We start from the raw sequence: 2,337 nt of genomic DNA on the forward strand, positions 1-2,337 counted from the left end.
GAGTGAAGACTCAATCATTTTTCCTTTTTTCAACATTTACTCCTTCTTCCTTTAACTGATAACTGAAATGACCGTAGGGTTTTTTTCACAGATAATTTCATATTTCTATAGCTTTATTTGAAGGGAGTGAAGACTCAATCATTTTTCCTTTTTTTCAACATTTACTCCTTCTTCCCTTTTCCTTCTTCCCTTTTCCTTCTTCCTTCTGAAATATGCGTCAATCAGTGGCATTGTTAATATTAATGTTAATGATAGTTCTTAGTATTGGTAAAAAAGCTATCACAAACATCAAAACTTCTCAGGTTTCTGAAGAAACTACTCAGATATCTCCAGAAATGTCTCAAGTATCTGAAGAAATTACTCAAATATCTGAAGAAACTACTCAAGTATCTGAAGAAATTACTCAAATAGTTGAAGAAATTACTCAAATAGTTGAAGAAACTACTCAGGTATCTCCAAAAATTACTCAAATAGTTGAAGAAACTGCTAGTTTATGTCGTCTAGTTAATGACGAAACAGGTCTAACTGTTAACAAAAGACCTACTCCTAATTCTCCTAAAGTTGGCACTGTAGATTTTAATCAACAGGTGAAATTAATTGAAGGTTATCGAAATATTCGCGGACCTGCTGGTCGTACCTGGATAGAAATTACTTCTCCTATTTCGGGATTTGTTTCTAGGGGTTTTCCTGGTAATGAAACTAATTTAATAGAATGTTCTGAAGTTGCCGAAAAGACTTCAGGAGAAACTCCCGCAGAATCTTCTAGTCAAAATACTCCTATTGATAATTTACCGACACAAACATCTCCAACTTCTGAGTCTATATCAGAAATAAATGAAAGTTTATGCCGTGAAATTGACAGTAAAAAAGCACCANTTTGTTTCTAGGGGTTTTCCTGGTAATGAAACTAATTTAATAGAATGTTCTGAAGTTGCCGAAAAGACTTCAGGAGAAACTCCCGCAGAATCTTCTAGTCAAAATACTCCTATTGATAATTTACCGACACAAACATCTCCAACTTCTGAGTCTATATCAGAAATAAATGAAAGTTTATGCCGTGAAATTGACAGTAAAAAAGCACCACGAGGTTTAGCAGTCCGGTCGGATGCTTCTAGACGTTCCGAGTATAGAGGAAAAGTACCTGTTGATGGTCAGCTTATTTTAGTAGAAAATTATCGGTTAATTCCTGATAAAAATGGTGAAAAACGTAAGTGGGTGAAAATTAGTTCTCCTTTGCGGGGGTTCGTTTCTGCTGGTAATTTGGTTGAATGTGAGTAATTGTCATCGTAAAATTTCGGTAAGTTAGAAACCACCGTCTTTTAAGCGGTGGATGGAAACGACTCGACGGATTAAAATCCGTCGTCAAAAAAATGTGTTATAATTAAAAAATAATTTAAAAAGTAGGCTCAATGGTCTTTTGGCCGGAGAGAGTAGTGGCAATTGGCACCGCCAAGTGGACTGAGTAGTGTATACGTACGATGGTACGGTACTGGCAATGTGGTTGTTTCGAGCAATGTGGAAATCGTGGTTTTAACCTGATTTACAGCTCCTCAGAAGATTCCACGGGACTTTAGTCCGTGGAGTGTCAAAAAAGTAGGTTGGGTAGAACGAAGTGAAACCCAACTTATATTATTTATCAAAAAGAATGCTATATCTGATTGGGTGGGGGAGTGTGGGAAGTTTAGGGAGTTTAGTGTAGGGACGCCCTTATGCAACGTCGCTACAAAGCAAAATGGATATAGTATCTTGCATTAATCACAACTTAAGCCAAACTAGTATATTAATAGATATAGAGTTCAAAAACTATAACGTTATAGTTTTTCACGCTATATATCTAATCTGTTGCCTAAATCCAAATTAAGATTATGTGTTGGGTTTCGCTACCTCAAACCAATCTACGATCAAAGCTCCTTTCGGCTAGCTAATATGGAATTTGTCAACTCAACCCCTACAATTTTTTTCACTCTGCACGAATTCCTATAATATTTTGGTAGTAGGGGCGAAGAGCGTAATTAGGAACATTCCGGAACGGAAATCGCCCCTACAAGGTTTTGGCTATGAGGCGATCGAGACTTACCCAAAACTACTATATCTAGAGTTCAAAAACTATAACGTTATAGTTTTTCACGCTATATATCTAGTCTGTTGCCTTAGTCCTAATTAATATTATTTGTTGGGTTTCGTTACCTCAACCCAACCTACGACTAAAGCTCCTTTCGGCTAGCTAATATGGGATTTGTCAACCCAAACCCTACAATTTTTTTCACAAATTCTGCACGAATTCCTATAATATTTTGCTAGTAGGGGCGATTTGTGAATCGCCCCTACAGGGTTTTG

Annotated in this window: 1 pseudogene; it reads left to right on the top strand. The window is 36.7% G+C overall.

The window, feature by feature from the left end:
* Window positions 1–212 precede the first annotated feature (212 nt).
* Window positions 213–875, top strand: a pseudogene (locus tag AFK68_RS01320) (hypothetical protein); the annotation flags it as partial.
* Window positions 876–2,337 lie beyond the last annotated feature (1,462 nt).

The sequence above is a fragment of the Hydrocoleum sp. CS-953 genome (assembly GCF_002260545.1).
Lineage (GTDB): Bacteria > Cyanobacteriota > Cyanobacteriia > Cyanobacteriales > Microcoleaceae > Trichodesmium.